The sequence below is a fragment of the Chryseobacterium lactis genome, assembly GCF_003815875.1.
Lineage (GTDB): Bacteria > Bacteroidota > Bacteroidia > Flavobacteriales > Weeksellaceae > Chryseobacterium > Chryseobacterium lactis.
This window is the reverse complement of sequence record NZ_CP033924.1, coordinates 4,308,770-4,334,435: the sequence shown is the minus strand read 5'-3', so window position 1 is coordinate 4,334,435 and position 25,666 is coordinate 4,308,770. Positions and strand designations below refer to the sequence as shown.

Here is a 25,666-nt window from a genome sequence, read left to right as displayed (position 1 = left end):
TCTAAGAGAATATCGTATTCTGATCAACGGACATTACCGTTATTTTACCTTTTGCACAAACAGATCCTTCTACGGAAGCTTTGACATTTACAGAGCTGGCGGATCCTTTTCTCCAATCTAATTTAACGTCAAGCTCCAGAAGACTTCCGGGGAGAACAGATTTTAAAAAGCTGATCTGGACATTCCCCAATACTCCAATTGTTGTTGTGTGAAATGATGGAATGGGATCACTGGGCTTCCAGTCTAAATTATTTAAAACCATCATTAATGAAGAGGCTTGTGCAAGGGCTTCGGTAATAAGAACTCCCGGCATAATCGGAAAGTTTGGGAAATGTCCCGCAAAATAAGGCTCACCTGCAGAAACGGCCTTAACAGCCTTTAAACTGTCATCTTTCACATATTCAGTAACTCTGTCAATAAGTAAAAAAGGGTATCGGTATTGTAAGATCTGAGTGATTTGATAAGATTCTAAAATGGTTGGCATTTGATCTGTTATTTTTTTTCGATGATGGTATAAATAAGTGTTCCAGACGGGTCGATAGATAAGACTATGATGTCTTTTTTATCTGTTTTATGGATGTTTTGTCCATTAAATATTGAGATAGCATAGGCAATCCCAAACATTCCTCCTGCATTATCCAGGTCTCCGAATTGTTGTTCCGGATATAGTACGGTTACATCAATATGATTCTCTTTGAATAAATTGTTAAATATTTTTTCATTGATCATAAATCCTCCTCCGGAAATGATGGTGGTATCTATCTCATATAATTGGATGACAGGGAATACTATTTCATACAGATAAAACTCAAAATGGTCATTTACCATGAAGGTTTCAGAGTGGATCAGCTTAATTCCGGCTAAAGGTTTTCTGGCATCTTTTTCTAATGTTTCGCGATGTTCCAGAATCATAGAAATTCCAAGTTCCGGGGAGAGCTTTTGCTGATTGTTTCTGATTGAAAGCTGATATTTGTTCCGAACTTCTGTAGAAGCTGCTATTCCATAGTCAATCATCCTTTGTTTTAAATGAAGACAGGCTATATCTAGTGCCTGAAGACTTCCGGCCATCCCGGCACATACACTGAAATTGGGGCCTTTTATACCTGCCTGTATGGCCATCTGACTTGCTGCTGCATTAGCTATTGTGCTGGGCGCTTTCATTGGGCTGACTCTGTCCGGTCCCTGATTTCTGGCAGTCAGATCAAAAATAAAACAGTCTTCAAGGTTAGATAGTTCAGTACCGTCATAAAGTCCGATTCTTTCCGGAGAACTCTGAATGTATTGCATTAAATCTCTGTTATGAATGGCCTGAAAAGCAGTGTTACAATACAACAATGTAGCTTTGTTGAGAAAACGCTGGCCTTTAGGTTTTAAAAATTGTTGAGGGTCATGATCTTCAATAATCATAGACGAGGGAAACCGTCCTTCTGAGTTACTGAGATATTCATTGATTTCTGTGCCAGAAACACTATTAAAACCAATAGCGGAGATGACAATGTCATTGTTGGGATGTGCTGGTATCATATGTACTGAATATTACACTGCAAATATTGCCGCCAAAGGCAAAAGAATTACTGAGAACATGTTCTACACGGTATTCTAAAGGCGGTTGTATTTGAAAGTGGGTGTTAAAAGATTCGTCAATTTTTTCGGTGTTTGTGTTTCGGGGTATTTGCTGATGATAGAGTGATAATACAGCTGTAACGGCTTCAAGAGCACTGGCAGCTCCCATACAATGTCCCAGCATTGATTTGATACCATTTACGTACAAATTGCTGATGTCGTCACCGAAAACATTATTCATAGCTTTAACTTCGTGGGCATCATTGGCTTTGGTTCCTGTTCCATGAGCACTTACATAGGTGATGTTTTTAGCATCAATATTGCCTGATGTAAGAGCATTGGTCATCGATAAGGTTGCTCCCGAGCCTTCCGGATCCGGTGCTGTGGGATCATAGGCGTCACAGGCAAGTCCGTAACCTGTAATTTCCCCATAAATTCTTGCTCCGCGGGTTAAAGCATGTTCCAGTTCTTCAAGAACAAGAACTGCCGCTCCTTCACCAACAATCATTCCCGTCCTGTTTTGGTCAAAAGGTTTACAATGATCTTTTGCCATGGCTCCCAATCTGTAAAATACTGTATAACAAGATCTGGTAAAAGGATCTGCTCCGCCGGCAATAATCACTGAAGAGCGTCCTTCCTGAATCATAGAGTAGGCGGTTCCGATAGCATAATTTCCCGCTGCACATGCGGTGGGAATCACCATATTCGTTCCTTTAAGGTTAAAATATCTGGCAATTCCGGCGCTGAGTTCTACCGGTCTGAAATACCTAAGTGTTTGTATGGCTGCCTGATTAAGATCTTCGTGATCCATATCCAGATTCCATTCATCTGCTATACGTTCTACAATATCCTGATTGCCATTGGTGGTTCCCAGAATAATTCCGTAATTATTTTTCTGAGAGATTTCAAGACCTGCATCTTTCAATCCCATATCTACAGCAGCGGCTGCATAGGTGACGGCTTTTCCGTAAGGCTGGAAATGATTGATCACTTCCCGATTTTTGTATTCTTTTTCCAAATCCACTTCTGCGGCCTTTGTGATCCCTTTAAAACGGGAAGGATCCAGCTTGGTAAGGTCACCAACACCGGTTTCCCCACGAAGTATTTTTTGCCAGAAAGCATCTTTTTCACAGGCTAGCGGGCTTACAATCCCGACTCCTGTAATGACAACTCTTTTCATATTTGTTTTGTGTTTGATTTTATAATGTTAATCCTCCGTCAATGACAAAAGTTTGTCCCGTGATATAGTTGCTTTTTTCGGAACAGAGAAAAACGACCAGATCAGCCACCTCATCAGATGTACCCATTCTTTTCATGGGAATCATCTGGTCTATTTTTTTCTTCTCGTGATCATCCATTTTAGCCACCATTTCTGTATCGATAAATCCAGGCGCTACAGCATTCACCTGCAGGTTGAATCTGGCAAATTCTAAGGCCAGTGTTTTGGTAAGTGAAATGATAGCCGCTTTCGATGCTCCATAATTAGCCTGTCCTATGGCACCACGTATTCCGGAAACAGAGGAAATATTGATGATTTTTGAATTCTTCTTTCGGATCAATGATTTTATAACTGCTTTGGAGAGAAAATAAGTTCCGTTTAAATTGGTGTTGATTACCTCTTTCCACATCTCATGGGACATGCTGAAAAATGGGGAATCAGCGGTAATTCCGGCATTATTAATCAGTCCATAAAGTGGCCCTAGTGAAGACTTTTCAATCATCTTAATTAAGGATTTTGATTGCTCCTCATTTTGAATGTCTGCTTGGTACAACGCTGCTTTACCGGGAAATTCTTCTAAAAGATCATGCAAAAATTTTTCTGCTGTTTCTTTTCCCTGATGATAAGTGAACGAGACGGAAGCGCTTGAAGAAAGAAGATTTTTGACAATAGCTTTTCCGATTCCCCGCCCTCCACCGGTAACCAGGAAGTGCTTGCCTTCTAAATTGATACGCATATAGAATGTGTTATTTTAAGATTAAAATGTGTTGAGACAGACGGATTAATCATAGTTTTTATTCATGACGTTGTCTATATCAGTTTCTGTTGCTGATTTCTTTTTGAAATAATCCTGCGCATCTTCGGCATCTTTTTCAAAACCGTTTTCCTTCCAAATCTGTCTGTTTTCATGATCACAGATTCCTATTTCTATAAAATATCTCATCATAGGAGCCATTATTTTAGAATTAATTCTTTTTCTGTTTTCTGAGTTAAGGACAGCAGGGATGAGGTCTTTATAATTTTTAAAGGCTTTATCTTTAAATCCTACCCGGGAATATACCATGATACTGGAAACGGACATGTCGAGCATACTTCGGAGCATAGGAGCCGTTATTTCCCGTGCTTCGTTCAAAAATCCGGGAACGACATCGATGAACTCACGGATCATATTTTTCCCCCATTCAATATGCCTGGCTTCTTCCTTGTGGTGTTCTACAGCTACAGCCCTGGAAAGCTTCGAAATTTCTTTGCTATTACAATCCTCCATTGCATTGTTTTCTGCAAGCCATTCTATTAAGATGGTAAGGTAAATTGCTTTAAGCGGAAATTCAGACATGGAAGCATTATGGCTGTATATCTCCTTTAAATTTAAAGGCATAGGGAAGGGACTAATATTAAAATAATTCATGGCTTTTCGAAAGACCATCGCATGCACAATTTCCTCTTTGCAGAAATGATGTATATACTTTACCACTTCCGGAAATCTTTTCAGAGAACCATGATTAACGATTTTCATATAATATTCGGAAACCAGATTTTCAAATATAATAAAGGTATACCACCAGGATCCGGTTTCATAAACAGACAGGAGTCTTCTTTCTTCCTCCGATGCAAGATCGTAGTAAGGAGTTCCGTAAATGGCAATGTTTTCTCTTTTTTTCAGCCATACATTGTCGATGGGTTCATCCCAGGGATGATCTAAAAGCAGGCTCATTTGCTTTTTTTCAGAAGCTTTATTAAGCTTATCAAGCAGATCTGAAAATTGAGGACTTAATGTTTTTTTCTTTAATGGATTCATACTTTTGTGGTTTTACTCAATAATTTACCCTGTGTAAATCCGAAGCACATTGCGGTTTCATAACCGGGACCTCCAGCCCAGGTGCTTACCAGTTTTATTTTGTCATTCGGGAAGTTATTAAGCAGGCTTAAATTGGTTTTTGGCAGCATTTTATAGGCAAAAGCAGAACCTTTGGTAGCAAGGGTAAATTTGTAATTGGTTTTTGGAGTTGATGATTCTGAATAAATTATTTTCCCCTCCAGTTTTGGAAATGTTTTAAAGGCTCTTTTAATAAACTTATCCTGAATTTTTTGTTTCCGCGTTAAATATTCTTCTTCTAAAAGATGAAACCAGCGGTCTCCGTGATCGAGCATAACAAGTTGGAGAACATATCCTCCGGCAGGATCAAATCGATGATAATTACTCACACTCAATGTAAAAAGGTCATAATACCGGTCATTTTCAAAATCTTCTCTGGTAAAATCATCCCCGGAATCTGAGACCAAAAGGTATTCAGGAGAAAATATGTCAATTTCTTCGGGAGGCACGGAAATCACAAGATAGACGCAAAAGTGTCCCCATCCGACTTCAAAATTGTTGATAACGTTTTGGAAGTCTTCTATATAGTCCTCTTTCCTGAGCATTTTCAGTACATCTTCCGGTGGGCACGTTGCAATAACTTGCTGAGCTTTGATTACATTTTTTCGGGTTTTTACCAACATATAATCCCTGCAATCTTCCATTTCGTGAACCTGATTCTTCTTTAATATAATGCCACCACGATCGACAAATTCTTTAAGCAATACATCGGAAAGATGTTGTCCGGTTCCCTTTACATAGGCTTGTCCTCCATAAAACATGGCATATAGACAATGAAGAAAGTAAAAGGCATTCACTTCATTAGAGATAGATCCCGAATAGATCGCAATGGGACTCAGTACTTCAATGATGTTTTTACCTTTAAAAATAGTTTCAAAGTAGTCTCTCGCGGTTATTTTTGAAAGATTCCTGCTTTCTCTTAAAATCTCTTTATTGATGGTATATTCGTTCATCAGTCTTCTAAAAAACATATAATGCTGGTAACCATGAGATTCAATATCTTTGAATAGCTGTTCTATTCCTTGTATTTCATCCGGAAAATGAATGATCAGCGTTTCTTTGATTTCATCTGGTTCTGAGGGGATTTTAATCCACTGATCTTTATAAACTACTGTTCCAATTTCGTCATGAAGATGAAATTCTTCCAGTAATGAATGAAGTTCCAAACGTTTTAAAGTATTCCAAAGATTTCCTACATTTTCTCTGAGACCGCTTACTTTATGCTGGCTGCAATCGAAAACAAACTTCCTTTTATTTCTATAAAAATTGGTAGCATAACCGCCTACTTTGTGGTGTGCTTCACTGATTACTACTGAACGGCCTTCTGTAACTGCGGTCAAACCATACATCAGACCACATAAGCCTGCTCCAATGACCATATCATCGACCTCAAGATTATCAATCATATTTTTTTATTTACAATTCCCTAGTTGATCAATTTTATTGATGAGTTTTACTTAAAAAGTCTTGGTTTAAATAGCCAATTCCTCTTCCAATACTTTAACGATGTCTTTTGGAGTTCTCATATTTGCCAACAGTTCCTCGTCAAGCGTCACCTCAAAATTTCTTTCGAGCTCAACAAGAACTTCAAGCCCCATGAGCGAAGTCATTCCCATGTCATGTAAAAGGTTAGTGTCAGGCTGAATTTCTTTTGGATCGTATTCTGTAATGTCTCCTAAGATTTCGTACACTTTTTCGAATAATTTTTTTTGATTTTCCATAATTTTTTTGATGTTTATTGTTAAATGATAGTTATTGATAGAACGTAAATAATTAGGCTAGTGGCTTTCATTAATTGTTTTAACAGTTATTTATTTTTAATTTAATCCCAACCTGTGCTTGTTGAAATTTGATAAGGCAAATCCTTATTCATCACGTATAAATATCATCTATTTTCCTGATGAAATAATAAGAGATCTTTACAGTAAAAACTGTTATAATTACTATTTAAATCTAAAGAGGATACTACCTGGAATCAGATAGGAAGTAGGTGTTTTTTTTCATGCGTATTCATTTGTTTGTTTTGTTTTTCAAATATACTATACTCAAAATAACTGACAAAGAAAATAAGTAACTTTGTGGTGAAATATTAATTAAATAAATGAATATTGTATTGCTTGAAGTTTTTATTAAAGTTAATGTCTTTTTTATGTTGATATTTTTTTTAATAATCAACGAATTGTAAGAAAATTTTCCTTTACAATTGTGGACATCATAATGTTAAAGGAGGATTAGCACTATCTATTGAACTTCATATTTACGATGACACAATACTTAAACGGATCTGAAATTTATGTCTGTATAGTTGCTAACTTCGATAAGGTTTTGGTCCGGGTCTCGAAAATAAATAGATTGTATTTTGCCCAAAGCTCCGGTTCTCTCTACAATACCTTCAATGATATTTACCTTCTTTTCTTTTAATTCTTCCAGAATCTCATGAATATCGTTTTGAGCAATAAAACAAAGATCTGCAGATCCGCAAGTAGGGGATGCTGCCTTCGGTTCAAACTCATGACCTTTTTGATGCAGATTGATTTTTTGATTTCCAAAAGTCAAAGCTTTTCTGTTATCTCCAAAAGTAACAACTTTTAATCCCATGATATTTGTATAAAACTCAATAGTTTTATCAATATCTGCTACAGTAAGTACAAGGTGATCTATATTTTTTATTTCCATTTTAATTTTTTTAAACAAATGCTATGAATATTTTTCACAAATAGCCTTTTGCCTCATCAGACAATCCTTTAAAATTGATGACAGTAATTTTTATTTATCATTTAATATTGTATTTTAGTTCAAAATAATAACACAACCAAATTGATCATATGAACTGGGACATTGTTTTCTTCGTCTTTACCTTCGTCATTTTTGCCGGAATTTCTTATCTGATTATGCGTTTTTGCGGAAAATGGACTCAAAACAGTAAATACAAACATCTCCTGAATTTTTTAATTCTTATCGGTTCATTTTCTCTGATCTTGTTTATCGTCTTTGCTATTTTTATTTATAATCTTAACCTGGGAAGATAAAGTATTCTGACTTTTTTTAACTACCAGATACGCGATTAATACATTGATGAAAAGAGCAAGCCAGACATTGATTCCATAAAATAACTGATAGTCGTGATATTGCTCATTATAAAACAGATTCTTAATGATTCTGAAAGTTATAGCTGTTGTTGTCACGGCATAACTCAGGATCATATAATTCCGATGTCCGGCTATATTGCCTTTTTTAACTAAAAGGACTGCTGCGATTGTACAATAAGCCCAAAGAATATCCTGTATCAGGAATCCTGTAATGCCAATTAAACCTCCGTTGGAAAACAATCCAAGTACAAAACATGCGGGAACATTGATAATGAGAATGTTGTAAACATATATTTTACCAATAATTCTATGCAGCTTTCTGTTTTCCATTAAAAATTGATTGGAAAACTGAGTCAAACCAGCCAGAAGACAAAGAGTTATTGAAAAGATATGAATATAAAAAAATGTCAGCCAATAAGGATTGTTGACCACTTGTTGCTTAAATGCCAGAAAGGCAACATTCTTTTCAAAACTGGTATATTGTGAAACAACCTTCAGCATCAGGATACTGAAAATAATGACAGAAAAAATAGCAAGTGCGTGAACAATCTTTGTTCCCAGTGATTTTACCATTTCATATTACATTCTTTTGTAATTAGATTTTTAAAGTGATGAAAGTGTTATTCCTCAAGAATCTTTCTGATTTGAGTTTCCATTTCATGTATATCTGCAAACTTTTTCAGGCGCAATGATTTTCCAAGATTCTTCAACTCCCTTATGAGATCTAGACAAAGCTCCAGAGGCTCAACTTCGTATCCAAAGAGGTTATTGTCGAAATTGGTACCTGCAATAAGGCCATCATTATCCATACCTATACACCAGTTTTCCATGAATTCCTCGAGGGGAATAGAGCAAACTTCGTAATGATTCCATTCTTCTTGTATACATAATTTTGCAGTTGCATTATCAGACCAGAAGCAAACAATTTCCACTGGTTCTCCATCACCGTATTGCAGATCGTTGGAGCAAGAAGTGGCATACCCTTTTTCACCTCGTAGAGCATATACAATTTCAGTTGTAGATACCTTTTTAATAAAGTATATATGACGATTTTTTACGGTAATATGATCTTGAAGCATCTTGTAATTGGGTTAAAAGTTTGAAATAAATGCATAGGAATTGAAGCATAATTATCTATAAGACTCCCTTAATTTTCAAATGTTGTAGCAACATAATAGTCTTGGCATCGTTGATTTCTCCTGTATCTACCATTGTTAAAGCTTTTTCAAAAGGTAATTCCAGGACTTCTATATTTTCGCCTTCTTCTTCAAGTCCGCCACCGTCGGTGATTTTCATATCATTGGAATATTCAGCGATGAAAAAATAAAGAATCTCCGTTACAGAACCGGGAGACATATAGGCTTCGAAGATTTTTTCAACCTTGGAAATTTTATATCCCGTTTCTTCTTCTGTTTCTCTTTTGATACATTCTTCAGGATTGTCGTTGTCGAGAAGGCCTGCGCAGGCTTCAATCATCATTCCCGTTTTATTTCCGTTGATATAGGTGGGCAGCCTGAACTGTCTTGTCAGAATAACGGTATTGGAATTTGTATTATAAAGCAGGATCACAGCTCCATTTCCTCTGTCATAAGCTTCTCTGCTTTGGGTTTCGGTACTGCCGTCTTTTTTTGAAACGGTATAAGTGACTTTATTTAAAGTATACCAGTTATCTGACAGCACTTCTGTGTTTAGAATTTTAATATCGGGATTTTGCATAAAGAATATCAGTTGTATAGTAAATTATTTTTCCTTTTGTAATAAATCGTGTAATGCTTCTTTCAGATCAGGAAACTTAAATTGAAAACCTGCTTCCTGAATTTTATGTGACGATGCTCTTGAACCTTCTAAAATAGCTGTTGCCAGTTCTCCAAACATCAGTTTTAATGCAAAAGCAGGAACATTGGGCATGAATAATGGTTTTTTCAGTGTCTTAGCAATCTCTGATGTCAATTCTGTATTGGTCGCAGATTGAGGAGAAACTGCATTATAAGCACCGTGAATATTGGATTTTTTTAAAGCAAATTCATAGATCGAACAAATATCATCAATATGAATCCAGGGCATATATTGTTTTCCGCTGCCTAAGGGAGATCCGATATAATATTGAATGGGAGGAATCATCTTCTTCAATGCTCCTTCTTTTTCAGAAAGTACGACTGCAGTACGGATTTTGACTACTCTTTCAGCTAGATTATGTTCTTTAAAATGATCGGCAGCTCTTTCCCATAAAACCACGACTTCGCTTAAAAAATCATTTCCCGGAGGATCATTTTCAGTATAGATTTTCTCTGTTGTATGAGTGCCATAAAAATTGATTCCTGAAGCCGAAATAAATGATTTGAGTTTAATCTCGTTTTTTGTTAATACATGACGCAATAAGGCCGCTGAATCAACTCTGCTGGAAATTAATTCTTTTTTTCTTTCTTCCGTCCAGCGTTTCTCCGAAATATTGGCTCCTGCCAGGTGTATGATATGGGAAATGTTTTCAAAAGCAGCTTCATCAACTGTTTTCTTTCTGATATCCCATTCATATTCGTTGTCATGTTTTTTTTTTCGGGTCAAAAATCTCAGGCTGTAGTCATTTCCGATCTTTTTTGCCAGCTCCTGAGCGATCATACTGCTGGCTCCGGTAATCAGAACAATTTCTTTCATAGTAATAGATTTTAGGTGTGTAAGATTATGCCTGATTTTTAACAATCAAGATAAAATCATCTTCCAGAAGTTTATAACCATAATCATAAATAAATTTATATTCAGAACCATTTTTATAGACTTTCAGATTGGTGAAATAATCGAAATCAAAGCCTAAACTTTCCAGTTTAGACCGGGTTATTTTTGTTTTACCATCGATGTTTACCTCAACAAGGATACGGTAATTTTTGCGGAGTTTGTTGTTAACATTCCGCATCAGATTACTGGAATCTTTATTTTGTTTATTGTTGTAGGCGTTCCGGCAGGCGTCATTGCAGAACTTTTTATCTGATCTTCCGATAATTTTTTCGCCACATTCCAGACAATTCATGATGTTTATTTTTTCAATTTATGTGGATTCACATGTCCGTGAGCATGTTTCTTTCGAAGCAATTTTTTAAATCTACTGTGTGTAGGATAACTTCTGTTGGGAGTAACATTATTAAAAAACAATGCTACAAGCAACAAGATAATACATCCTGAGAGAACAGGGGAGATAACATACCAATATCCTAACTCCGGAATTTTTCCGGTAGAACTCACCGCAATCAAGGCGGTAGCACCTCCTGGTGGATGCAGGGTTTTTGTGTATTGCATTAATACAATAGAAAAGGCAACTGCCAAAGGTGCAGAAAGCCAGATGATATCGGGAACAATTTTATACACCGTCACTCCTACCAGGGCTGAAAGTACATGACCACCCACCAGATTTCTGGGTTGTGCCAAAGGACTTTGAATAGCTCCGTAAATCAATACACTTGAGGCTCCAAAAGAACCAATCAAAAATATATTTTCTGTTTCTGTTAAAGAATGAGATTGGATAAATGCAATCAATCCGATTCCAAAAAATGCTCCCAGGAATGACCAGAAATGTTCTTTGTAATCAACAAGTGTTTCTTTATAGATTACATATTTTGAGACTCTGAACGTTCTTTTTAGGCTCTTCTTCATTTAGTCTTCTTTATTTTTAGTATTTGAATTAAATTTTCTATAATGTAATGAGAACAAAGATATGGATTTATCCGTTTACAAATGGGTAGTCTTTTGTATGTGATTGATTTTTAACAGTAATTTACTTAGTTATACTGATTTGGTAAACAGCCGTCATACCTGAAGTTACGGGTTGCTTATTATCCTGTAAGTAATTTCCTGCTTTAAAATAAACTGATTCTGATTTCCAACTGTTACCAAGATCAAATGTGACAATCTTCTGATTAATCTTCACCTGAATTTCCAGATTGCTTTGTTGAATAGTATAATTAAATATTTGTCCCAGAGCTACATTTTTAAGAAGAGTAATTCTCTGTTCCTTATCATTGATTTCTTTTTTGTATCCAACCTGAAGGTCACCATTATTCCACCAGATTTTTAAAGCTTCTGTTCCTTTGGAATTACCATGTATTTGACCAATAATAATTTTCCCTGTGCTGGGTTGTGTGAGTACAGCCATTTTTACCTGCAGGATATGTTGTTTGTCGAAATGCCATTCATCCGTTTGGCGCAATTCTGTTCTTGGGTAATGAGAACCTTGAGTTGTTTTGCCATCAGAGGTACAAAAGAAACGAATGCTATTATCCTGTGGTGAAAAATAAAAATTCTCTGATGAAAAGTTTGCTATTTGTGCTCCTTTAATAATAGTGATTGAATTATTTTTTTCAACGGGTAATTGAAGATTAAAAGCATTAAGATTAAACTTATCTGCTGGCACCGTTGAATAGTTTTTTTGTGCGTCAATAGAACCTGAAATTATTAAAAGTCCTGTTATTATTAGATTTCTAAAACGATTTTTCATACTTAAGATGTGATGGCTGATCAATGATTACTAATTTATACAATTTCTTCAATACAATTTTTTATTTATTAATCTTAACAGATTTTAGATGTACAACCAATGAATCAATGATTTTTATAGGAAGTGAGAATTAGTTTTTTATCCGATTACAAACGACTACAAACGAATTTAAATAGTTTATAACCGACTGGCTTGTGATGACGTCGCAATCTTTGCAGCAGAGATTTGAGAAAGCAGTGAACGTCTCGGATCTATAATATTAATCTTTAAATTTAAAAGTTATGTCACTAAGAAACAAAGTAACATTAATCGGTTACACAGGTAAAGAAGTAGAAATGGTAAACTTCGAAAATGGAAATGTAAAAGCAAGTGTATCTCTGGCAACAAGCGACCATTACACGAATGCCAAAGGAGAAAAAGTAGAAGAAACCCAATGGCACAATCTGATTGCATTCGGAAGGGTAGCAGAAATACTGGAGAAGTACGTACCAAAAGGAAAGGAAATTGCCATAGAAGGAAAACTTACGTACCGATCCTATGATGATAAGGATGGCGTAAAAAGATACATCACAGAAATTCGTGTAGACGAAATCCTGCTTTTGGGAGGTAAATAATTCTAAAAACAACAAATGATGAAAGTGAAAATTTTTAAAATAAGACTCCCCGAAGAATTTCTCTACCGGGATCAGAAAATGCTCGATGATTTTCTGGAAGTGAATGATATTATAAAAGTAGAAACAGCTTTTGTAGGTGATGAACGCTATTGGTCCGTAATATTATATTTTGAAGAACAAAAATTGGTGAAAAATATAGTAAAAGAACCCAAAATGATTAAATATTCTGCAGAAAATGATCTTCTGAGCGCCAATGAAGAGCAAATTCTGGATGCATTGAAACTCTGGCGATCTGAAAAAGCCAGGGAGCAGAATCTCCCCACTTATTTTATTGCAAGCAATAAAGAATTAATGTCTGTGGCCAAATATAAACCGGCTAAAAAAGAGGAATTACTTGAGATCAAAGGATTCGGGAAGCATAAAATTGAAAACTATGGCGAAGAGATACTGGATATTCTTGAAAGTGTCTGATTTTTCAGGATAAATGATAGCGTAATTACAAAAGCTGAGGAAGATTATTTCTTCAGCTTTTTTATCCTGTGTAAAGTCCCCGTAATTCCTTATTTTTGCGTTTATCAAAATGACATACAAAAAATGAAGCCAAGTTTAGCAAAAGGAACGAGAGATTTTACAGCACAGGAAGTTTTCAGAAGAAAATATATTATCAATATTTTACAGAATAATTTTGAATTATTCGGATTTCAGCCATTGGAAACCCCAAGCTTTGAAAATCTTTCTACGTTGACAGGAAAGTACGGAGAAGAAGGTGATCGATTGATTTTTAAAATTTTAAACTCAGGAGAATACACTGCAAAAGTAAATCAGGAAGATTGGGATAACAAAAACCATCAAAAGCTGACTTCACAAATTTCGGATAAAGCCCTTCGTTATGATCTTACTGTACCTTTTGCAAGATTTGTAGCCATGAATCATGGGAAATTGACTTTCCCTTTTAAACGTTACCAGATTCAACCGGTTTGGAGAGCAGACAGACCTCAAAAAGGTAGATTCAGAGAGTTTTATCAGTGTGATGCGGATATTGTAGGAAGTGAAAGCTTATTCCAGGAAGTAGATTTGGTTCAGCTGTATTTAAAATCATTTGCAGATCTGAAAGTTCCTGTAACGATTCACATGAACAACCGAAAAATCCTTTCCGGATTAGCAGAATATGCCGGTATCACAGATCAGCTGATTGATTTTACTGTAGCTTTAGACAAGCTTGATAAAATTGGAAAAGATGGTGTGGTAAAGGAATTACTGGAAAGAGGAATTTCTCAGGAATCAATCGATAAACTGGATTTCTTATTCGAACAATCTGATGACGCATTAGAAAATCTTCTTTTGCTCAAAGAAAAGTTTACAGGTAATGAAATAGGATTAAAAGGAGTTGAAGAACTTGAATTCGTACTTACACAATCTTTAAATCTTGGGGTTGATATGCAAAACCTTGTATTCAATATTACGTTAGCAAGAGGATTAGAATATTATACCGGAGCTATCTTTGAAGTAAAGGCAGATGAAGTGGCCATGGGATCCATCGGTGGAGGCGGTCGATATGACAATCTTACCGAAGTTTTTGGTGTTAAAAATGTTCCGGGAATCGGAATCTCTTTCGGATTAGACAGGATCTATCTGGTAATGGAAGAACTGAATCTTTTCCCTGAAGAAGCTTCTTCTAAGATAGAATATCTGTTTGCCAACTTTGGAGGTGAAGAAACAACAGAAGCTTTACGACTTATTATGCAATTGAGGGCCAAAGGAATTTCTGCAGAATTGTATCCGGAGAGCGCAAAATTGAATAAGCAGTTTACTTATGCTGAAAAGAAAGGTATTAAAAATCTTGTTTTCCTTGGAGAAGAGGAACTTAAAAACAATACCGTAACTTTTAAAAATCTGGAAATAGGAGAACAAAAGACAGTTTCTTTAGAAGAGTTTTTAGGATAAAAAATATTTAAAATGATATAAAATAACTCAAGGTCTTTATTGGCTTTGAGTTATTTTTTTATAACCCATGAATTTTAAATATTTTTAGACTTAAAAATCAAATCAGAATTTGTAATTTGGGTCAAAATAACAAAAATAGAATAGCAGCACGCTGTCTTGATAAACTTAAAAACTAAAAACCAGATGAATTCTATTTGCGCATTATGTGGAACTCCGTTAACATCTGCTGACATGCTTGTCGGGAAAAATAAGCTTGCAGATGGTGGTTATTTATGTTCCGGATGTTTTAATAAAGCCATTCAAATCAATAGAGATCTTATCAATAACCTCGATCAGTTTTATTTTGCTGAAATAACGGGGATGTTTCTTAAAAGTAAAATTGATGCCAGTCAAAATGCTGGCGGAACACCATTTTCCACGGGAAATAAATATGAATATGATGCTCCAACCAGGCTTGACGAAATTAAAGACCAGATCGTAGCTCTTAATGCAAGACTCAGTGTCCTTGCCAATGAAGAGGTCAATATGCTGGATACTATACTTGATAAAAACGAAAATCTAGTGGCGATTGCTGAATGTATCTATCTTCAGAATAAGCGGGAAGGGATTATCTTCGCAACACCATGGAGAGTTGTTTTTATTGATAAAAAGATTTTGGGAGGAGTGGTTCGAAACGAATTTCCTATTCGTGAAATTATTTCCATTGAGCACATTGAAGACTTACTGTATTCTATTTTGAAAGTCAATATTAAAGGTGTTTCAGCAGAATTTAAACTCCACAACAAAAATGATGGAAGAGCATTTTCTTCGATTGTAAACGGGAATATTCAAAATCCGGAAACATATCAAAAACCACAAACGGAAAATTTACAGGCATTTCAGCAAAATATTTCCGGCTTGGTTCAGGAAGATGTGTATGCAACAAGTAAAGAAGCTTCCGTAACTATTTTTGAACAATTGGAAAAACTGGGGAAATTAAGAGAAATGGGAGTTTTAACTGAAGAAGAGTTCGCAGAACAAAAGAAAAAGCTTCTTGATAAATTGTAAATATTGAAAAATGAGTAATACTTGTTCATTGTGTGGGACAGCGTTAACATCTATGGATACGCTTTTGGGTGAGAATAAACTTTCTGATGGTGGTGTTATATGCAATAAATGTTTAGATAAAATAAGTTACATCAATCAGGAAGTGCTGTATAATCTTCATCAGTTCAACCTTGATGATATTCACAAAGTCATTCAAAATAAGAAAACAGAAGAAAGTTCACCTGCTATAAGACAGGAAAATCTTCCTATGACGAAGGAAGAAGAACCCCAAAATATTTCTAAGGAAGTATACAAAAGAAGAAAGCAGAAGATAAAATCAGAACTGGAAAAGTTGAATGCCAATCTTTCAGTATTTACAAAAGGAGAGGTTAAGGAACTTCCGTATCTAATTTCTGAGGATGAGAAAATCCTTGCCATTACAGATGCCCAATTTGTCAATACACTGGCCGCGGGAATACTGCTGGCGACCTCCAAAAGAATGATTTCTATTTCTAAAGCAATGTTTGGAGCAGCTAAAATCAATGATTATCCAAATGAGACGATAAAATCTGTAAGTTTTTTAACAGATCAGAGATCTCCAATCATTAAGCTGCACCTTGATGAAAGATTGGTAGAATTTGAGTGCTTTATGGATAAAGAAGATGCAGAAGCGTTCTATGGCATCATAAGACCCATTTATAACAATCCGGTACAGCAATCTCAGGAGCAGGCAAGTCCTGTAAATGTAGTTACAAATACAGTTGCAAACTCAATATTTTCCCTTGACATTCTTGAACAGTTGGAAAAACTGGGTAAATTGAGAGAAAGTGGTATTCTTACCGATACTGAGTTTACAGAACAAAAAAGAAAATTGCTGGAACAATTAAAATAAAACTTTTGATTCCTAATCATGAAGGATAAAGCAGAAATCGTAGAAAACTGGCTTAAAGGATGGTGTTTATCAAGAGAAGTATCTCTTCCTGTTCATTATAAGTCGGGATTTTTTGTCTTCGTGGGAGACGAAAAACAAAAAGAACGTTATGTTTTTCCTGAACCCAATGAAGACTTTTTTCACCTGGCCAACTCAATCGATGAACCCTGGGTTTATCTGAAAGTAAGTACCTCTCCTGATCAGTTTATAGAAAATATTCCCGAAAAATGGGAACTTCAGCCACAGGGATATCTGATGACCTGTTTTCATCCGATGATTTTCCCAGAAATCAGTCTGGCAGAAGGATATCATTTGGAATTTTCTGAGTACAATACAACTTTTGTTGTCAGAATTGTTGCTGAGAATGGTGAACAGGCTTCAATAGGTCGTGTTTCTTTAATAGATGATGTTGCCGTTTATGATCGGATTGTTACCGAAATAGATCATCAAAGGAAAGGACTGGCTTCTTTTTTATTGAAAGAACTGGAGAAAATAGCTTTATCAAAAGGATTTTCAAATAATCTCCTGGTTGCAACAGAAGAAGGAAGGTTATTGTATGAAACTTTAGGCTGGAAAGTGTATTGCTTACATTCTTCAATTGTAATTCCATCTGAAAATTAAAAATTAAGATAATTGTTTTTTGAACAAGAAATAGGAATTTAAACCCATAAACTATAACCATGAGCGAAAAATCAAGACTCGACGAGATAAGAGAAGAACTTGAAAAGCTGGATATCAGCCCTACCATATTTGCCCGAAAGGAAATTCATGAGTTACCGGATATTCTTTCAAAAGACGAAAGAATTGTTTATCTCGTTGAAGGCAGAAATAAAATAAACAATCATCATATCATTTTAGTAGCTACAGACAGAAGATTGATCTTTGTAGATAAGGAATTCATGTACGGATTGAAAGTAGAAGATTTCTCTTATGGCAAAATCAGTTCAATACAATACGAGACTGCATTATTACTGGCCTCTATAGATATTCAGGTTACTGATGATGTTGTAGAGATTGATGGAGTAGGAAAATACCATGCTGAGCTATTTTGTGAAAAGGTTAGAGACTTTATGTCCCGTCCTGAAGAATATACTCAACATCAATCTGAACCTAGCGTTTTAGACCAGCTGGAACAATTGGGAAGGTTAAAAGAAAGCGGAGTTTTGAGTGAAGAAGAATTCAATGATCAGAAGAAAAAAATTATAGATAAGTTATGATAAAAGAAGTCGTTTTTAGAGCATTAAACTGGAGATGGTATTTTACCTCTTTTATTGCATTATTTATAGGCGTTTTTTGCTGGTTACTGATCCTTATTTTACCAATTAGCAGCTTTACATGGAACTTTTTCTCGGCTATTCCATTTTTGGCTGCGGGTGTAAGTTTTATATTGGGAATTTCAAGGATGTTTAAAAAAGGCGAATTTAAAAATGGGCTTTGGCAATGTCTTTTAAGCTTTATAATGTTTTTTATCATTGGTGGCATGTTTGCTTTTTATCCGCCTAAAAGCCCTTATAAGCCTTATAATAATGATATTAAAAACCCCAAAAATGTAAAATTTTCAATGCCTTTGAAGCTGTTTTCGAATGAAAAAGAGCTTGTAGAGGTTACCCAGCCTGATATCCTTATCTATGATTACTTACAGCCTGGAACTTATAAATACGATGTTTTCCTGAATAGAATAGAAAAAGGTAAGGTCTATTTAAGAGTCTATGATTTTAATACCAACCGGATTCTTTCCGAAAAAGAAATTAAAAAGCAATCGATGAGGGAAGTCTTTAATCCTAGTGATGAACTGAAAGAATTTTCAAGTGGTGACAAAGATTTTACAGTGAAAGAAGGAGATTGGGGAGATTATTATGGAAGCAGGGTTGAGGTTTGGTTTCAGCCGGACAATCCCAATGAACCTGAAAGAAAATTAATAGAGAAAAATTATATTATTCAGGGAAATTAAAATTATTTAAAAATTAAAACAATGGAAGATTACCTAGAAATCAATAAAAAATCCTGGAATGCCAAAGTAGAACCACATTTAAAGTCTGACTTCTATTTTGTAGATGAATTTTTAAAAGGCAGGACCTCATTAAATTCAATAGAGCTGGAGCTACTCGGAGATATACAAGGGAAAAGCATTCTTCACCTTCAATGTCATTTTGGGCAGGATTCTATTTCGCTTTCAAGAATGGGGGCAAAAGTTACCGGAATTGATTTGTCTGATAAAGCAATTGAAGCAGGAAGAGATCTGGCTCAAAAGTGCAGTACAGACACTGAGTTTATTTGCTCCGATGTCTATGATTTGCCTAATATTTTGGATCAGAAGTTTGATATTGTTTACACAAGTTATGGAACGATAGGCTGGCTTCCTGATCTGGAAAAGTGGTCCCGTGTTATCAGTTATTTTTTAAAGCCTGGTGGTCAATTTATTATGGCAGAATTTCATCCGGTGGTTTGGATGTTTGATGATGACTTTACAAAAGTAGCGTACAATTATTTCAATGAAAAGCCTATTGTAGAAACTTATGAAGGAACATATGCCGATCAATCAGCACCTATTGTACAGGAATATGTAATGTGGAACCATTCTTTGGCCGAAACTCTCGACAATCTGTTGAAGCAGAATGTGAAACTGGAAACCTTCCGTGAATTTGACTGGTCGCCATATCCTTGTTTCAAACATGTAGAAGAATTTGAAAAAGGGAAATGGAGAATTCCTCAGTTTGGAAATAAAATACCAATCGTTTTTGCTCTGAAGGCGCAGAAGAACGAAGAGTAAGTCTGAACTTTCTATCTATTTCATAAAAGGATATTTTTAAATTCAGTACTTACCATTCAATTGTATAAAATTAAAAAGTCATCGTATTAAAAATTACGATGACTTTTCCATATATGAATGTTAAAAAAACTACTGTCTATTTTTTAGCTTAAAGTATCTTCAGCCTTTGTTTTAGCTTCATCAACTTTATTCTGTACCTGAGAAGCAACATCATTGGCTTTACTTTTTAGATCACTTCCCCATTTGTTAAGGTTGTCTTTTGCTGTATTGATTTTGTCTTTTACAGCTTGTTGGTCTTCAGGAGACGAATTTTTATATTTCCAGTATGCTAAAGCACCTAAACCTAATAAAGCTAATAAACCTTTTGTCTTGTTTCCCATGATTTCTATTTTTATGAATTAATATTAAAATTTGTTATTAGTAGTTATGTAAAATACGTGCCAAAAAAATAAATATAATTATAAAAAAATGTTAAAATTAAGAAAAGATATCAAAGTTTTCCCCGTCGAAACTGGCGAAGACCATAGTGGGATAGGAGTCCTGATGATATACATTTCCTTCTTTATCAATAGCGATGGCACCTGCAAATCCGTCAATGACCTTAAGCTCATCAAATGTTTTGGTAAATGCATTTTGAAGGCTCATACCATCGGTAACCCTAGTTACAATTTTGGCTGCGGTAGCATTGCTGACAATATCTTCCCCCACACCTGTGCAACTTACGGCACAGAAGGCATTGGCATAGTTTCCGGCCACCGTGGCAGAATCTGATATTCTTCCGGGAATCTCAAAACCTTTTCCTCCTGTAGAAGTGGCAACTGCCAGTTTTCCTTCCTTATCAATCGCTACACAACCTACCGTTCCTTTTCCTCCATTATTGAGTTTAGCCTCATATTCACTTCTTCTTTGTGGAATTTCCGTAGAGAAGTTTTCGAAACCATGCTCTGTCGCATATTGTTTTGCTCCTCTTCCGCCTAAAACCCTGTCATCTTCCCCAATCAGATCTTTGGCAACAAAAACCGGGTTCTTGACGTCCTGAATATTGATTACTCCACTTAATTTCTGAGTTTCTCCATTCATAATGGCAGCACTCATACGAATAACGCCATCACTTTGGATCTGAGAGCCGATTCCGGCATTGTACAGCGGATTGTCTTCAAGAAGAGAAACAGCGTAGGCAGCCGTATCAAAAGCAGAATGAGTCTGAAGATATTCAAAAGCTTTTTGAGCAATTTCTTTTAAAGAGTTCTGTTTTGCAGTTTTTACTTCATGGCTTTGATCGCTTTCTGAAAAAAAACCACCGTGAATGATGAGCTTCATAAATAAAGTTTAGTTTTATTTTTTTAATTATTATTTTGTCCGAAAATACTATTAAAATGGTATTGAAGTTCTTCTAAAGTGAACCTTTAATTCCTGACAAAGTTTTGATATCCTTTCTACATTATGTTTTTCTATAATGATAAGCTGCAATTCATCAGAATAGCTATCGGCGAGTTCAATAATTTCCAGTGGTGGATCTTCCTGATCGAGCTTAGGTTGCAGCCATTTAAAATAATCACCGGCATATCTTATTTCTATTGGAAAATCTCCAATGATGTTATGGAGGCTTTCATCAATAAGTTCATGTACTTCATCTATTTTATCACCCCGAATCAGAAAATTAAAAAGTTCGTTTGAAACTGAAAATTCAAATGCACCGTCTTCATCACTTTCAATTACCCATTCAGCGTCATTATTCTTAATATATTCAACTGGGTTTTCATAGCATAAAGTACAGTTTGAAATGATTTCTTCCCTATTTTCCACCTCATAACCTTCCAGAAGAAGATCTATAAATTGTTCAATTTTTTCTTCTTTCATTTAGTTTTATTTTCAACTAAAATAAGAATTAGTTTTGAACTATTTATCCTGCGGTATCGGATTAAATTGTGAATTTTCAATAGTCAATGTCTTTGTGATAAGATCGTAATGATCATTCATAGACATTACATGTACCGTTAAATTATCAATAGAGATAGGTTCTCCAAGATTAATATTGGTAAGGTTGGTATCTTTAATAAATCTTCCGTCTACAAGAATTACCAGTCCGGATCCAACAGCGGTCATGACATCATTATGAATGAAAAGCCCCGTATCTTCACCTAATCCAATTCCCAGTGTTCTAGGATTATTAACCACAGCCTGGAAAAGACGCCCGATTCTACCTCTCTGTACAAAGTGGGTATCAATGATAACATTATCAATTAAACCCAATCCTTGAGTAGTTTTGATTTCGCCTTTCAACAAAGCTTCAGAGCTGCTTCCCTGATAAATCATATTTTCAGATGCAGCGGCGGCTCCCGCAGAAGTTCCGGAATAGATAAAATCCTGTTCCTGATATTTTAGTAAAATTGTATCATGAAATCTGGTTCCACCCAGAATAGATGTTAATCTCAATTGGTCTCCACCGGTAAACATCACTACATCTGCTGCATTGGCTCTAGCCACCATGGCATCAGAATTGGCTTCTTCACGATTGTGAATGTCAAGAATGTTTACATTTTTTGCCCCTAGAAATTCAAAAGCTTTTTTATATTCTGTACCTACGATCTGTGGTATCTGAGAAGCCGTAGTTACAACTTCTATGATAGAATTTTCTTTGTTTTTTGATTCATTGATGATCTTTCGTAAGATTCCTCGTTCAAAAAAATTAAGATTCTTTTCGATGTTCTGATCGTAATCGGTTTCTGCAAAACTTCCTTTGTTTACAGCTCCTCCAATAACTATTAATTTGCCAACAGGTTTCGTCATGGTACAAAATTAAAAAATAATTAACATTCTTTGGCGAAATTCGTGCCATCTTTCGTTGATTTTTAATGTTTTAAGATTGTTAATGAAAATTAATTTTTTTTTAATAAATCTTTAAATGTGGTATAGTTTCGTTTAGGGTTTTACATTATCTTTGGCTATGAAAGGAGTTATCGTTAACTGTAAAACTGCCAATAGACTATGAAAATCGAAAAGATTCAGGCACTACGTGGTCCTAATATCTGGAGTATCAGAAGAAAGAAACTGATACAGATGAGATTAGACCTTGAAGAAATGGAAAATTACCCTACCAATAAAATCGACGGATTCAGGGAAAGGATTGAAAAATTAATACCGTCGCTGATCACACACCGATGCTCGGAAGGAGTGGAAGGCGGCTTTTTCCATAGAGTGGAAACAGGTACCTGGATGGGACATGTCATTGAGCATATCGCACTGGAAATTCAAACACTGGCCGGAATGGATGTCGGGTTTGGAAGAACCCGTGAAACAAAAACTCCGGGAGTATATAACGTTGTATTCAATTATATCGAAGAAAATGCCGGGATTTATGCGGCAGAAGAAGCCGTGAAAATTGCACAGGTATTGATTGAAGGTAAAGAGTATGATTTAAATGCATGTATTCATAAATTAAAAGAAATCAGAGAACGTGTTCGTCTGGGGCCATCTACAGGAAGTATTGTAGAAGAAGCGGTTTCCAGAAAAATTCCATGGATCAGATTAGGCACAAATTCATTGGTACAGCTTGGATATGGAGTAAACCAGCAACGTTTTCAGGCTACCATTACTGGAAAAACAAGTTCCATTGCAGTAGATATTGCATGTAATAAGGAACTGACCAAGAAAATGCTTCATGATGCAGCGATACCGGTTCCGATCGGAGATCTTGTCGTTGATGAAGAAGGATTACAGGCGGTGATCAGAAAAATTGGCTATCCCGTTGTTTTGAAACCTTTGGATGGAAATCATGGAAAAGGGTCGTCAATTAATGTTAACGATTGGGAAGTTGCTAAAATAGGTCTTGAACACGCTCAGAAATATTCCAGAAAAGTAATTGTTGAAAAATACATTACCGGATATGATTTCAGAGTGCTGGTGATAGATAATAAAATGGTCGCCGCCGCAAGAAGAGTTCCCGCTCACATTGTAGGAGACGGAGAATTGAATATTGAGCAGCTTATTGAAAGAGAAAATAAAGATCCGAGACGAGGGTATGGTCATGAAAATGTTCTTACTGAAATTGAAGTAGATAAAGATACGCAGGAGCTGCTCGAAAAACTTCATTATACCCTTGAAACCATTCCTCAAAGAGGAGAAATCGTCTATCTGAAGTCTACGGCTAATCTTTCGACAGGGGGAACTTCCATTGATGTTACAGATATGGTGCATCCGGAAAACATTACTATGGCTGAAAGGATTTCCAAGATTATCGGACTTGATGTTTGCGGTATTGATATTATGGCAGAAAACTTAACTCAGCCTTTAAAGGAGAGTGGTGGTGCGATCATAGAAGTAAATGCTGCTCCCGGATTCAGAATGCATCTCGCCCCCAGTGAAGGGTTGCCACGAAATGTTGCTGCTCCCGTAGTAGATATGCTATATCCACAAGGGAAACCGTTTACCATCCCGATTATTGCGGTCACAGGTACCAACGGGAAAACAACAACAACAAGATTGATTTCACATATTGTCAAAAGTAATGGCTACAGAGTAGGATTTACCACTTCCGACGGTATTTATATTCAAAATACAATGCTGTCTAAAGGAGATACTACCGGGCCATTATCAGCAGAATTTATATTGAAAGACCCTACCGTTGAATTTGCGGTTCTTGAAACAGCCAGAGGAGGAATTCTGCGCTCCGGATTGGGCTTTTCCCAGTGTGATATCGGAGTTCTTACTAATATCGAGGAAGATCATTTAGGAATGAATGATATTCACAACCTGAGAGATCTTACCAAAGTAAAACGGGTAGTACTCGATAGTGTAAAGAAAAGCGGTTGGAGCGTACTGAATGCCGACAATAAATATTCAATGAAAATTGTAAATGATCTCGACAGTAATATTGCGATTTTCAGTATGGATGAGAATAATCCTCATATCGTAAAATTTGCAAAGGAAGGGAAAATTACCTGTGTTTATGAGGAAGGTTTTGTAACCATTAAAAAAGGAGACTGGAAAATCAGAATCGGAAAAGCGAAGGATTTTCCGATTACGATGGAAGGTAAAGCCCGGTTTATGATTGAAAATGTGCTGGCTGCGAGTTTGGCAAGTTATCTTTATGGTTTTGGAATTGAAGATATTTCCAATTCTTTAAGGACTTTCATTCCAAGTGCTCAGCTTACTCCGGGAAGATTAAATGTGTTTAAATTTAAAAGCTTTAAAGTTCTCATTGATTTTGCACACAATCCTTCAGGCTATGAAGCCATTGAAGATTATCTTAAAAACGTAGAATCCACCAAGAAAATAGGCATCATTTCAGGAGTTGGAGACCGACGTGACGGAGATATCAGAGAGTGTGGAAAAATTGCCGGAAGAATGTTTGATCATATTATCATCAGAAATGAGAAGCATTTGCGCGGGAGAACTGAAGAAGAGATCAATGGATTGATTATTGAAGGCATGCAGTCTTCAGGAAGAGATGTAAGCTATGAGATCATTCCAAAAGAAATTGAAGCCTTGAAACATGCCATGGGAATGGCTGAAGATGGAACTTTTATTACTGCTCTAAGCGATGTAATCTCCAATGCAATTGATCTGGTACAGGAATATCAGGCCAGAGAAGTTCTGGAAGACGATAAAAATTTATAAGAAATATTTTTCAGAAATAAAAAACCTTCGAAATTTCGAAGGTTTTTGTTTTTATAAGTTTTCCCAGGTTTTTTGAATTTTCTGCATTCTTGTCAGATAGGGAATGAGTGCAACAAGTTCAAATCTAATAGTGAAATGTGTTGAATCCGTTACGAAAGGTAAAATAAACATAACGACTCCGCAGATGATGATCCCTAAAACAGCATCGGCAATTGCCGCTTTAGGTGCCCATTTTTGTTCAAACCAAAGTCCATACGCGACAATACCCTTGAAAATAAAAAGATAAGTGATGATGAAGCCGGTTACACTATAAGGTTGTGTAGTTTGCAAACCATACAGTGACAGATCCGTATTATCAAGGAAAAATCCAAATCCCAGTATCAAAACACCGACAATTCCTCCTAAGAAAAAAATCCAGGTGAAAATCTTGATCCATAAAGGGAGTAAACTCCTCCTTCGTGCAAAATTGTTGTTAATCTCAAACTCTTCAAAAGTTGATTTTTGTTCCATGTATATTAGTTTTATTAAAAGT

At 35.8% G+C, this 25,666-nt stretch carries 30 protein-coding genes; 10 read left to right on the top strand and 20 right to left on the bottom strand.

The genetic code is table 11. The features are described from left to right. Position 1: 1 nt before the first annotated feature. The 15 genes from fabZ to EG342_RS19240 all read right to left on the bottom strand — a co-directional run bounded on the left by fabZ (position 2) and on the right by EG342_RS19240 (position 12,230). Positions 2–484 carry a 3-hydroxyacyl-ACP dehydratase FabZ gene (gene fabZ, locus EG342_RS19310; RefSeq protein WP_103292178.1) on the bottom strand — a complete coding sequence of 161 codons (483 nt, stop codon included), beginning with the start codon at positions 482–484 and terminating at the stop codon, positions 2–4. A gap of 8 nt (positions 485–492) precedes the next feature. Beyond that, positions 493–1,524, bottom strand: a complete 1,032-nt coding sequence (locus tag EG342_RS19305; protein WP_103292179.1) for a beta-ketoacyl synthase N-terminal-like domain-containing protein — start codon at positions 1,522–1,524, stop codon at positions 493–495. Then, entirely contained in the window at positions 1,499–2,743 is a 1,245-nt protein-coding gene (locus EG342_RS19300) for a beta-ketoacyl-[acyl-carrier-protein] synthase family protein (protein WP_103292180.1), read from the bottom strand. The genes EG342_RS19305 and EG342_RS19300 overlap by 26 nt, the downstream gene beginning before the upstream one ends. A gap of 19 nt (positions 2,744–2,762) precedes the next feature. Then, the gene (gene fabG / locus EG342_RS19295) at positions 2,763–3,518 is read right to left on the bottom strand and encodes a 3-oxoacyl-ACP reductase FabG (RefSeq protein WP_103292181.1); all 756 of its coding nucleotides are present in this window, start codon (positions 3,516–3,518) and stop codon (positions 2,763–2,765) included. A gap of 45 nt (positions 3,519–3,563) precedes the next feature. Beyond that, positions 3,564–4,580 carry a diiron oxygenase gene (locus EG342_RS19290; RefSeq protein ID WP_103292182.1) on the bottom strand — a complete coding sequence of 339 codons (1,017 nt, stop codon included), beginning with the start codon at positions 4,578–4,580 and terminating at the stop codon, positions 3,564–3,566. After that, entirely contained in the window at positions 4,577–6,064 is a 1,488-nt protein-coding gene (locus EG342_RS19285; RefSeq protein WP_103292183.1) for a phytoene desaturase family protein, read from the bottom strand. Before EG342_RS19285 ends, EG342_RS19290 begins: the two co-directional genes overlap by 4 nt. A 66-nt stretch (positions 6,065–6,130) precedes the next feature. Continuing rightward, positions 6,131–6,379: an acyl carrier protein gene (locus EG342_RS19280; RefSeq protein WP_103292184.1), complete on the bottom strand. Its 249-nt coding sequence runs from the start codon at positions 6,377–6,379 to the stop codon at positions 6,131–6,133. 553 nt (positions 6,380–6,932) lie between these two features. Continuing rightward, on the bottom strand, positions 6,933–7,334 hold the full coding sequence (locus tag EG342_RS19275) for a VOC family protein (protein ID WP_103292185.1): 402 nt from the start codon (positions 7,332–7,334) through the stop codon (positions 6,933–6,935). Between the two features lie 287 nt (positions 7,335–7,621). Continuing rightward, on the bottom strand, positions 7,622–8,320 hold the full coding sequence (locus tag EG342_RS19270) for a DUF2306 domain-containing protein (RefSeq protein WP_103292186.1): 699 nt from the start codon (positions 8,318–8,320) through the stop codon (positions 7,622–7,624). Positions 8,321–8,367: 47 nt separating this feature from the next. Continuing rightward, positions 8,368–8,826: a DUF2750 domain-containing protein gene (locus tag EG342_RS19265; RefSeq protein ID WP_103292187.1), complete on the bottom strand. Its 459-nt coding sequence runs from the start codon at positions 8,824–8,826 to the stop codon at positions 8,368–8,370. Positions 8,827–8,881: 55 nt separating this feature from the next. After that, positions 8,882–9,463: a GDP-mannose pyrophosphatase NudK gene (gene nudK, locus EG342_RS19260; protein ID WP_103292188.1), complete on the bottom strand. Its 582-nt coding sequence runs from the start codon at positions 9,461–9,463 to the stop codon at positions 8,882–8,884. A 24-nt stretch (positions 9,464–9,487) separates the two neighbouring features. Beyond that, positions 9,488–10,399 (bottom strand): TIGR01777 family oxidoreductase, encoded by a 912-nt coding sequence (locus EG342_RS19255; protein WP_103292189.1) that lies wholly within the window; start codon positions 10,397–10,399, stop codon positions 9,488–9,490. A 25-nt stretch (positions 10,400–10,424) separates the two neighbouring features. Then, complete coding sequence (locus EG342_RS19250; RefSeq protein WP_103292190.1) at positions 10,425–10,769, bottom strand: hypothetical protein; 345 nt, start codon at positions 10,767–10,769, stop codon at positions 10,425–10,427. Between the two features lie 5 nt (positions 10,770–10,774). Next, positions 10,775–11,389 (bottom strand): HPP family protein, encoded by a 615-nt coding sequence (locus EG342_RS19245; protein WP_103292191.1) that lies wholly within the window; start codon positions 11,387–11,389, stop codon positions 10,775–10,777. A gap of 121 nt (positions 11,390–11,510) precedes the next feature. Further along, positions 11,511–12,230, bottom strand: coding sequence for a polysaccharide lyase family 7 protein (locus EG342_RS19240; RefSeq protein ID WP_103292192.1), 720 nt, complete (start codon positions 12,228–12,230; stop codon positions 11,511–11,513). 281 nt (positions 12,231–12,511) lie between these two features. Here EG342_RS19240 and EG342_RS19235 point away from each other — a divergent pair, with 281 nt between their 5' ends. From EG342_RS19235 to EG342_RS19195, 9 genes are all read left to right on the top strand, one after another. Next, complete coding sequence (locus EG342_RS19235) at positions 12,512–12,844, top strand: single-stranded DNA-binding protein (RefSeq protein WP_103292193.1); 333 nt, start codon at positions 12,512–12,514, stop codon at positions 12,842–12,844. Positions 12,845–12,859: 15 nt separating this feature from the next. Beyond that, complete coding sequence (locus tag EG342_RS19230) at positions 12,860–13,315, top strand: HRDC domain-containing protein (protein ID WP_246008665.1); 456 nt, start codon at positions 12,860–12,862, stop codon at positions 13,313–13,315. A 123-nt stretch (positions 13,316–13,438) separates the two neighbouring features. After that, entirely contained in the window at positions 13,439–14,788 is a 1,350-nt protein-coding gene (gene hisS / locus EG342_RS19225) for a histidine--tRNA ligase (RefSeq protein WP_103292195.1), read from the top strand. Between the two features lie 183 nt (positions 14,789–14,971). Next, the gene (locus EG342_RS19220; protein WP_103292196.1) at positions 14,972–15,835 is read left to right on the top strand and encodes an SHOCT domain-containing protein; all 864 of its coding nucleotides are present in this window, start codon (positions 14,972–14,974) and stop codon (positions 15,833–15,835) included. Between the two features lie 10 nt (positions 15,836–15,845). Then, complete coding sequence (locus EG342_RS25390; RefSeq protein WP_103292197.1) at positions 15,846–16,706, top strand: PH domain-containing protein; 861 nt, start codon at positions 15,846–15,848, stop codon at positions 16,704–16,706. An 18-nt stretch (positions 16,707–16,724) separates the two neighbouring features. Further along, positions 16,725–17,366 (top strand): GNAT family N-acetyltransferase, encoded by a 642-nt coding sequence (locus EG342_RS19210; protein WP_103292198.1) that lies wholly within the window; start codon positions 16,725–16,727, stop codon positions 17,364–17,366. Between the two features lie 59 nt (positions 17,367–17,425). Beyond that, positions 17,426–17,962: a PH domain-containing protein gene (locus tag EG342_RS19205; RefSeq protein ID WP_103292199.1), complete on the top strand. Its 537-nt coding sequence runs from the start codon at positions 17,426–17,428 to the stop codon at positions 17,960–17,962. Continuing rightward, positions 17,959–18,696, top strand: a complete 738-nt coding sequence (locus EG342_RS19200) for an ABC transporter permease (protein WP_123868133.1) — start codon at positions 17,959–17,961, stop codon at positions 18,694–18,696. Before EG342_RS19205 ends, EG342_RS19200 begins: the two co-directional genes overlap by 4 nt. Positions 18,697–18,717: 21 nt before the next feature. After that, positions 18,718–19,515, top strand: coding sequence for a class I SAM-dependent methyltransferase (locus EG342_RS19195; protein ID WP_185126904.1), 798 nt, complete (start codon positions 18,718–18,720; stop codon positions 19,513–19,515). Positions 19,516–19,658: 143 nt separating this feature from the next. Here the strand turns inward: EG342_RS19195 and EG342_RS19190 are convergent, their stop codons facing one another. From EG342_RS19190 to EG342_RS19175, 4 genes are all read right to left on the bottom strand, one after another. Then, a complete protein-coding gene (locus EG342_RS19190; RefSeq protein WP_103292203.1) occupies positions 19,659–19,895 on the bottom strand; it encodes a YtxH domain-containing protein in 237 nt (78 codons plus the stop codon). 97 nt (positions 19,896–19,992) lie between these two features. After that, positions 19,993–20,835: an isoaspartyl peptidase/L-asparaginase gene (locus tag EG342_RS19185; RefSeq protein WP_103292204.1), complete on the bottom strand. Its 843-nt coding sequence runs from the start codon at positions 20,833–20,835 to the stop codon at positions 19,993–19,995. A gap of 51 nt (positions 20,836–20,886) precedes the next feature. Next, positions 20,887–21,375, bottom strand: coding sequence for a hypothetical protein (locus tag EG342_RS19180; protein ID WP_103292205.1), 489 nt, complete (start codon positions 21,373–21,375; stop codon positions 20,887–20,889). 39 nt (positions 21,376–21,414) lie between these two features. After that, positions 21,415–22,305, bottom strand: coding sequence for a cyanophycinase (locus tag EG342_RS19175; protein ID WP_103292206.1), 891 nt, complete (start codon positions 22,303–22,305; stop codon positions 21,415–21,417). Between the two features lie 198 nt (positions 22,306–22,503). On the opposite strand from EG342_RS19175, the gene cphA reads away from it, so the two are divergent. After that, the gene (gene cphA, locus EG342_RS19170) at positions 22,504–25,134 is read left to right on the top strand and encodes a cyanophycin synthetase (RefSeq protein WP_103292207.1); all 2,631 of its coding nucleotides are present in this window, start codon (positions 22,504–22,506) and stop codon (positions 25,132–25,134) included. 51 nt (positions 25,135–25,185) lie between these two features. Here the strand turns inward: cphA and EG342_RS19165 are convergent, their stop codons facing one another. After that, positions 25,186–25,644 carry a hypothetical protein gene (locus EG342_RS19165; protein WP_103292208.1) on the bottom strand — a complete coding sequence of 153 codons (459 nt, stop codon included), beginning with the start codon at positions 25,642–25,644 and terminating at the stop codon, positions 25,186–25,188. Positions 25,645–25,666 lie beyond the last annotated feature (22 nt).

What these genes read in the sequence shown, in the direction of transcription:
- fabZ (WP_103292178.1), bottom strand. Translation starts at nt 484, where the DNA reads ATGCCAACCATTTTAGAATCTTATCAAATCACTCAGATCTTACAATAC.
- EG342_RS19305 (WP_103292179.1), bottom strand. Translation starts at nt 1,524, where the DNA reads ATGATACCAGCACATCCCAACAATGACATTGTCATCTCCGCTATTGGT.
- EG342_RS19300 (WP_103292180.1), bottom strand. Translation starts at nt 2,743, where the DNA reads ATGAAAAGAGTTGTCATTACAGGAGTCGGGATTGTAAGCCCGCTAGCC.
- fabG (WP_103292181.1), bottom strand. Translation starts at nt 3,518, where the DNA reads ATGCGTATCAATTTAGAAGGCAAGCACTTCCTGGTTACCGGTGGAGGG.
- EG342_RS19290 (WP_103292182.1), bottom strand. Translation starts at nt 4,580, where the DNA reads ATGAATCCATTAAAGAAAAAAACATTAAGTCCTCAATTTTCAGATCTG.
- EG342_RS19285 (WP_103292183.1), bottom strand. Translation starts at nt 6,064, where the DNA reads ATGATTGATAATCTTGAGGTCGATGATATGGTCATTGGAGCAGGCTTA.
- EG342_RS19280 (WP_103292184.1), bottom strand. Translation starts at nt 6,379, where the DNA reads ATGGAAAATCAAAAAAAATTATTCGAAAAAGTGTACGAAATCTTAGGA.
- EG342_RS19275 (WP_103292185.1), bottom strand. Translation starts at nt 7,334, where the DNA reads ATGGAAATAAAAAATATAGATCACCTTGTACTTACTGTAGCAGATATT.
- EG342_RS19270 (WP_103292186.1), bottom strand. Translation starts at nt 8,320, where the DNA reads ATGGTAAAATCACTGGGAACAAAGATTGTTCACGCACTTGCTATTTTT.
- EG342_RS19265 (WP_103292187.1), bottom strand. Translation starts at nt 8,826, where the DNA reads ATGCTTCAAGATCATATTACCGTAAAAAATCGTCATATATACTTTATT.
- nudK (WP_103292188.1), bottom strand. Translation starts at nt 9,463, where the DNA reads ATGCAAAATCCCGATATTAAAATTCTAAACACAGAAGTGCTGTCAGAT.
- EG342_RS19255 (WP_103292189.1), bottom strand. Translation starts at nt 10,399, where the DNA reads ATGAAAGAAATTGTTCTGATTACCGGAGCCAGCAGTATGATCGCTCAG.
- EG342_RS19250 (WP_103292190.1), bottom strand. Translation starts at nt 10,769, where the DNA reads ATGAATTGTCTGGAATGTGGCGAAAAAATTATCGGAAGATCAGATAAA.
- EG342_RS19245 (WP_103292191.1), bottom strand. Translation starts at nt 11,389, where the DNA reads ATGAAGAAGAGCCTAAAAAGAACGTTCAGAGTCTCAAAATATGTAATC.
- EG342_RS19240 (WP_103292192.1), bottom strand. Translation starts at nt 12,230, where the DNA reads ATGAAAAATCGTTTTAGAAATCTAATAATAACAGGACTTTTAATAATT.
- EG342_RS19235 (WP_103292193.1), top strand. Translation starts at nt 12,512, where the DNA reads ATGTCACTAAGAAACAAAGTAACATTAATCGGTTACACAGGTAAAGAA.
- EG342_RS19230 (WP_246008665.1), top strand. Translation starts at nt 12,860, where the DNA reads ATGATGAAAGTGAAAATTTTTAAAATAAGACTCCCCGAAGAATTTCTC.
- hisS (WP_103292195.1), top strand. Translation starts at nt 13,439, where the DNA reads ATGAAGCCAAGTTTAGCAAAAGGAACGAGAGATTTTACAGCACAGGAA.
- EG342_RS19220 (WP_103292196.1), top strand. Translation starts at nt 14,972, where the DNA reads ATGAATTCTATTTGCGCATTATGTGGAACTCCGTTAACATCTGCTGAC.
- EG342_RS25390 (WP_103292197.1), top strand. Translation starts at nt 15,846, where the DNA reads ATGAGTAATACTTGTTCATTGTGTGGGACAGCGTTAACATCTATGGAT.
- EG342_RS19210 (WP_103292198.1), top strand. Translation starts at nt 16,725, where the DNA reads ATGAAGGATAAAGCAGAAATCGTAGAAAACTGGCTTAAAGGATGGTGT.
- EG342_RS19205 (WP_103292199.1), top strand. Translation starts at nt 17,426, where the DNA reads ATGAGCGAAAAATCAAGACTCGACGAGATAAGAGAAGAACTTGAAAAG.
- EG342_RS19200 (WP_123868133.1), top strand. Translation starts at nt 17,959, where the DNA reads ATGATAAAAGAAGTCGTTTTTAGAGCATTAAACTGGAGATGGTATTTT.
- EG342_RS19195 (WP_185126904.1), top strand. Translation starts at nt 18,718, where the DNA reads ATGGAAGATTACCTAGAAATCAATAAAAAATCCTGGAATGCCAAAGTA.
- EG342_RS19190 (WP_103292203.1), bottom strand. Translation starts at nt 19,895, where the DNA reads ATGGGAAACAAGACAAAAGGTTTATTAGCTTTATTAGGTTTAGGTGCT.
- EG342_RS19185 (WP_103292204.1), bottom strand. Translation starts at nt 20,835, where the DNA reads ATGAAGCTCATCATTCACGGTGGTTTTTTTTCAGAAAGCGATCAAAGC.
- EG342_RS19180 (WP_103292205.1), bottom strand. Translation starts at nt 21,375, where the DNA reads ATGAAAGAAGAAAAAATTGAACAATTTATAGATCTTCTTCTGGAAGGT.
- EG342_RS19175 (WP_103292206.1), bottom strand. Translation starts at nt 22,305, where the DNA reads ATGACGAAACCTGTTGGCAAATTAATAGTTATTGGAGGAGCTGTAAAC.
- cphA (WP_103292207.1), top strand. Translation starts at nt 22,504, where the DNA reads ATGAAAATCGAAAAGATTCAGGCACTACGTGGTCCTAATATCTGGAGT.
- EG342_RS19165 (WP_103292208.1), bottom strand. Translation starts at nt 25,644, where the DNA reads ATGGAACAAAAATCAACTTTTGAAGAGTTTGAGATTAACAACAATTTT.